The sequence below is a fragment of the Microcystis sp. M44BS1 genome (assembly GCF_020244875.1).
In the GTDB taxonomy this organism is placed as follows: Bacteria; Cyanobacteriota; Cyanobacteriia; order Cyanobacteriales; family Microcystaceae; genus Microcystis; species Microcystis panniformis.
The window spans coordinates 1-5862 of record NZ_JADBVM010000032.1; the positions used below are offsets into that span (position 1 = coordinate 1).

Consider the following 5862-nt stretch of genomic DNA (forward strand, 5'->3'; position numbering starts at 1 on the left):
TCTCGGCTGGTGAGAGAGAGTCTATCTTTCTCTAAAAAAATGGAGAATCACGTTGGGGCTGTTTGGTATTTTATCCATGACTACAACGCACAGCTGGCAAAGGATTAAGCCGCCATCACTACTACCGAATCACCACCCAGGCTTTGTTGCCCTCTTTTTTTGTACCAGTTTATATACTGTAAGAAGGATAATGCAAGGTTTTTGAAGGTCTCAATCCTATATTCTTGCACTAACATCGGATTTTAACAGGTCAAAAGCCTTATTTTAATTTTGCTTAGGTACTTAACTAGGGTTTGCTGACGTTTGATAACTGATCACTGATTACTAATTTAAGGTCTTTGCAGGAAGATTAATTCTTCAACGGGGAGGAAATCATAGTATTGACCTTGATTGGCTAAAACTGCGATTAAATGGAGACGAGCATCGGGTTCAATATGTAATCCTTCCCAGGGGACAGCAATTTCCAAACATTGATTAAAAGAAGCTTTGGCACTACTAGGAATTCGTTGCCAAGTAAAATATTCTTGAGCGACTTCTAACCAAGTAAATTCCGTAATTAAATTAACTCCTAGATGATGATGATAACCGTAATCGAGGGGCGATCGAGGGGGAATATCTGCTAGGGGAATTGGACTTTGCAGACGATGCACTTCATCATAATACCAATATAAATGCACTTCTGCGGGGATATCTTTGCCTAATTCTGCCCCCGGTTTCCAATCGAAACGCAGATAAAAATTGAGGTGATCCCAACCGAAAAAGAGCCTTTGTACTAAGGAAGTCCGGTGCATTGTACCACTGGCGCCACCAATTTCGATCCGTCCAGCTTTATCCCAATCCTGTTCGTCACCAAAACCGTCGATAATGGGGTGAATGAAAGCCAGCGGACGATTACTTTGTTTATCTCCGTGTTCTTCCACCGGTTCGAGCAAATAGGAGGGAATTGGCTCATTTAAAGCTTGATAAAGAGCGATCAGGTGTTCACGGAAAAGTTGGTCAAAAATTGCGTCATGATTGGAGGAATGGCCATAACCAAACCACCAAAACCAATCGGAACCCTCCGCTGCATACAATGCTTCCCACGCGTCGGGGTTATTATCTTCCGTCGCTTCCGGGTGATTAGCGAGGGTTTGACGGGCTAAAATTAGATATTCCCAAGCTTTATTTTTAGCGGGATCGCCGATCCAAGTGGTAAAATTGGCATCGATCCAAGAGCCGCTATGAAGTTGATTGACAGGGATTTTAGCATTAGCCGGAAAGCGATCGAGATATTCCGAGACGGTGACTAATTCGATCGCTTGGTGGTCGCTTAAAAGTTGATAAAGGTTCTCTAGGAAGGGTAAACCGTCTTGATGATAGTTTTCCCAACAGTTTTCGCCATCTAGCGCAATGGTAACTAACCAGGGTTTTTCTAGCGTCGTGGTTTCTGCGTTGGTTTTCAGTTGTTCGGCGATCGCTTCTAGGTGTTTAACTAAGTCTGTAGCGGCCTCTTGCGCTTTCATGCCACTATAGCTAAATCCGATCAGATCCGAGAGACGATGATCGCGGAAAACCATCGATAAATTGCCGTTGCTAGTTTCCAGACGGTAGGGACGATAAAGCAATTCCGGTTCGCTAATATTGCCCTTTTCGTCGCGATGAAAGTAATGTCCCAGGGACCAACCTAACACCCCCTCATCGGAACATAACCACTGAAAACCCTGTTTAGCGACTGCGGGGAGAATTGCGGGACTAACGGATTGTTCCGAGGGCCAAAGTCCTCGAGGTTGTTTATCAAAGCGATCGATATAGATTTGCCAAGCTTTCCGGAGATGGCGCGAAATATCTTCAGGATAGTGGAAATATTGGCGAGGAAGGGTCATATTTGGCACCGCTACCCGGCCGGCTTCCGAGTTGGCCAGCAGGGGTAAAATCGGATGGGTGTAGGGACTGGTAATGATTTCTAGTTGTCCAGTTTCCTGCATTAACCGATGTTGCGGCAAGATGCGACGCAGAATTTGACGCTGTTTGGAGATAATTCGCTGGCGATCGCTTAAAGTGAAGTTTTTTCCCTGTTCTAACCAAGTAGCGATTTCCGGGTCACTGTGAAAGATAGGATCGAGCCACGCGAGGTTATGCCAAGCCAAGAGATCGCTATAATCTTGCAGATTCCAATGGCTAATACACCAACTATGACCGTTTTCTTGACGCTGTGCGTATAATTGGGCGTAACGGGGGTGCGGATCGATCAGGGTACGATGGTTAGCATCGAAAAAGTGTTCAAGGATAAAGTGTTTTTGTGCCAGGGTTAATTGCGCTTCTGGGGTGACGGTGAGAGCAAGATAGGGGTCTATAGCTAGTCCATTGACGTAATCCTCTAATTGCAGGATTAAAGAGGGGACAAGGTTGACTGTTTGGTGTAATTTCGGGTAACGTTCTAGAATCAGGATTAAATCGAGATAATCTTTCACCCCATGCAGTCGCACCCAGGGTAAGCGATATTGTCCCGAAGCATCGGTGCGAGTTTGACAGGATTTGTAGAGGGGTTGGTGTTGATGCCAAATAAAAGCGACGTAGAGAGGATAGGTCATGATAATACCGAGAAAAAGTGCATATAACAGGCTTTTTGTCCGTTATTTAGATAATAGTGGACAAAAAGCCTGTTATAGATTCTTAAAAGTTGATTTCGGTCACTACCATAATCCTATCAACGGGTTTTGAGGGGGTATCGTCTCTTTGTATTTGTTAAAGGATCGGATTCTCCGGTGATGAGTATTGGGAGTTCAGCAGTAGAATCCCTAATATTATTCGGCCTTACTGTTTACTGTTCACTGTTTACTAGACCTCCTGCAAAAGTCAGTTATCAAGCCGCTATCGGGTTAAAATATCTAAAAATTAAGATAAATTTGGCATAATCTTAGGTTTTATGGTTTTGATAGCTGTCTGTTGTCTTTTTTATCCTCCTGTCTCGAATTATCCTTGCCTAACGGAAGATTTTTGATTTTTGCAGGAGATATACTGTTCACTGATTACTGATTACTGATTACTGATTACTGTTCACTGAAAAACCCCCCATCACCCGATCAACAACATTTTTTAGGATGATAAGTAGTCGGACATAAGTAGGGAGGCACAATTATTTGTAGGATGGGTTAGCGGTAGCGTAACATAATCGGGCGTTGGGTTTCATGCTTCAACCCAACCTACGTTCATCTTATATTTAATTCCACCCACCTACTTAAATTCTGTTGTCTATCTTAAGAAATGTAAATTGCCGCAATTCTTACTGACGACCGACGACCGGCTACTGACGACCGGCTACTGACTCCTGACTCCACAGTTAACTTTACCTTTGTCCAACTATTTAGGATAAGCTGGAATTATCGAAACCGTAGAAATAATAGATAAAATGAGTAATCTCCTCTGGCCGCGTTTTCTCAAGAAAGCTTACCGTCAAGAACCAATAACTAGCTTTATCTTTACCGTAGCGGCAGTAGATGTCATCATCGGGGTTCTAGGACAAAGATGGACACTGCTATCTTTAGGGGCAACGATTATGGCGATCGCTATCTTCGCCCGGTGGCAACAGGGCCAAAAAACCAAGCAAATCAACACAGAAGAAGCAGCGAGATATTATTTACCGCCCCAATCGAGTCAAGTAGCTTTACCAACCCTGAAAAACGAAAAAAATCGACCTTCTTAGCTCAAAAATCCCACCTTGCTTGGCAATCAATCCCCTCAAAGGCTAGAATCTATAGCACCGTTCATTTGTTAATATTCAAGTAAATTTATGAAATTCCGATTTATGGGTGGGGAGAAACTTGTCGGGGCAATTGTGGTCACTGTCCTAACCGCGCTGACAATCGGGCAACATCAGCTTAGTCAGGCCCAAAGTCCTATTGCCCCCCCTAAACCCGCCGCTGAAAGTGGCGAAAAAAACCCAGAAACTATCCTAGTAGAAGGTTTAGGCAGACTTACCCTCGCTAAAACCTTAGAAGGGCAACAATCCACCCCTAATGCTGTGATTTTCAGCCCCGATAACCAATTTGTTCTCGCTGGTGGTAGTGATACGGATCCTCTCCTGAGAATTTGGTCAGTAAAAACAGGTCAAAAAGTTTCCCAAACTCGCGCCCAAAGAACCAGCGTCAAAGCTTTAGCTATTACTCCCAACGAAAAATTATTAGTTAGTAGCGGTTTAGATGGTTCCATTAATTTTTGGAATCTGGTGGAAGGCAAGTATTTAGGAATTGCCCTCGAACACGGTAATACTGTCCTCGCCCTCACCGTTACTCCCGATGGTAAAACGTTAATTAGTGGTGGTTTGGAAGGAATTCGCCTCTGGACAGTGCAACCCCCCCGCCGTCCCCTCTATCGTTTAAATTGGGTGGGTAATTTTGTTTATTCCCTAGGAATGAAATCCGATGGTGTCACCCTGGCTAGTGGTCATGAAAATGGTGAGGTACATTTTTGGGACATCCGCGAGGGCAAATTTTTATCAAAATTTTCCGCCCATCCCCAAGCGGTTAGCAAGCTTTTATACACTCCCGACGGTAAAAATTTAATTACGGGTAGTTTAGACCGCACGATTAAAATCTGGGATACGAGCAATAATCAGTTATTATTTACCCTCATCGGTCATACAGCCCGAATCCGTTCCCTCGCACTCCATCCTAACGGACAAATTCTCGCTAGTGCCAGTAATGACGGTGTGCGTTTATGGGATGTGACGACGGGTAAACAGTTAGCCTGGTTTGATAATAATTCCGACTGGGTGGAATCTCTAGCTTTTAGTCCCGATGGGCAGTATTTGGCTAGTGGTAATTATGATTTTAAAATTCGCCTCTGGCAATTCGTCCGTTAGGCAAAAATGCCCCCATTTAGCCTTTAACCACTTCTAGAAAAGCTGATTTAGCTGCTGCCTGTTCCGCTGCTTTTTTGCTTCTGCCAGTTCCCACTCCTAATTTCTGCTCATTTAACCACACTTCCGCACAAAAACGCTCTTGATCTAAACCATTGATTTCTTTTACTAAATATTGCGGCAGTTTTTTGTATTTTGCTTGTGTCCACTCCTGCAAGGCATCCTTATAATTCTGGCGGGCCGGATCTCGACGAATTTCGGCCGCTTTTTCCCGCAGTGGTTCATCTAACCAAGAACGCACTAAAACCATCGTCTGTGTACTAAGATATAATGCTCCCAAGACCGCCTCAAAAGCATCTGCTAGTCGGGAAATTCGCCCCGCTTGATCGATACTCGTACTACTTGACACCAACAAATAACGCTCGAAACCGTAGCGATCCGCAAATTCCGCCAGAGTGCGATCGCTAACCATCATCGATCGCAGGGCGGCAAATTCTCCCACGAGCGCCTCTGGATAGGTTTCTAACAATACCTCCGCCGCCACGAGTCTTACCACAGAATCGCCTACAAATTCCAATTGTTCATAATTCTTATCACGGGAAACACTGGGATGAGTTAGAGCTAAATCCAATAAATCCCACCTGACGGGGACATCAGCTGATAAACCCAGCTTTTCCACTAGGGTTTTTAATTGTTTTTGGCGACGGGGATCACTTAAGGACATGGGAGCGGGAAGAAGGGGGTGTGGGGTGTGGGGTGTGGGGTGTGACCCCCCCAACCCCCCCGACATCGGGGGGGCAGGGGGGGTGTGGGGTGTGGGGTGTGGGGTGTAGGGTGTGGGGTGTGGGGAGACCACTTCGTGCGCATTGCGGGGGGAGAATAAATAGGGCTTGCTGAATAATGGTAAAACCCTTTTAAAATAAAGCTTTTGACCTGTTAAAGTCCGATGTTAGTGCAAGAAAATAGGATTGGGACTTTCAAAAACCTTGCATTATCCTTCTTGTAGTACATAGCTTGGTACAAAA

Annotated in this window: 4 protein-coding genes and 1 pseudogene; 3 read left to right on the forward strand and 2 right to left on the reverse strand. The window is 44.7% G+C overall.

The features are described 5' to 3' along the window. Positions 1 to 108, forward strand: a pseudogene (locus IM515_RS01765) (IS1 family transposase); the annotation flags it as partial. 221 nt (positions 109 to 329) lie between these two features. On the opposite strand, the gene IM515_RS01770 reads toward IM515_RS01765, so the two are convergent. Beyond that, positions 330 to 2570, reverse strand: a complete 2241-nt coding sequence (locus IM515_RS01770) for a glycoside hydrolase (protein ID WP_287627592.1) — start codon at positions 2568 to 2570, stop codon at positions 330 to 332. Positions 2571 to 3388: 818 nt separating this feature from the next. On the opposite strand from IM515_RS01770, the gene IM515_RS01775 reads away from it, so the two are divergent. Together IM515_RS01775 and IM515_RS01780 are read left to right on the forward strand one after the other, a co-directional pair. Then, a complete protein-coding gene (locus tag IM515_RS01775; protein WP_287627593.1) occupies positions 3389 to 3682 on the forward strand; it encodes a hypothetical protein in 294 nt (97 codons plus the stop codon). Positions 3683 to 3769: 87 nt separating this feature from the next. Further along, positions 3770 to 4840 carry a WD40 repeat domain-containing protein gene (locus tag IM515_RS01780; RefSeq protein WP_287627594.1) on the forward strand — a complete coding sequence of 357 codons (1071 nt, stop codon included), beginning with the start codon at positions 3770 to 3772 and terminating at the stop codon, positions 4838 to 4840. Between the two features lie 16 nt (positions 4841 to 4856). Here IM515_RS01780 and rnc read toward each other — a convergent pair whose 3' ends face one another. Continuing rightward, positions 4857 to 5561: a ribonuclease III gene (gene rnc / locus IM515_RS01785; RefSeq protein ID WP_002772252.1), complete on the reverse strand. Its 705-nt coding sequence runs from the start codon at positions 5559 to 5561 to the stop codon at positions 4857 to 4859. Positions 5562 to 5862 lie beyond the last annotated feature (301 nt).

Coding starts and splice junctions, on each gene's coding strand:
- IM515_RS01775 (WP_287627593.1), top strand. CDS start 3,389: ATGAGTAATCTCCTCTGGCCGCGTTTTCTCAAGAAAGCTTACCGTCAA.
- IM515_RS01770 (WP_287627592.1), bottom strand. CDS start 2,570: ATGACCTATCCTCTCTACGTCGCTTTTATTTGGCATCAACACCAACCC.
- rnc (WP_002772252.1), bottom strand. CDS start 5,561: ATGTCCTTAAGTGATCCCCGTCGCCAAAAACAATTAAAAACCCTAGTG.
- IM515_RS01780 (WP_287627594.1), top strand. CDS start 3,770: ATGAAATTCCGATTTATGGGTGGGGAGAAACTTGTCGGGGCAATTGTG.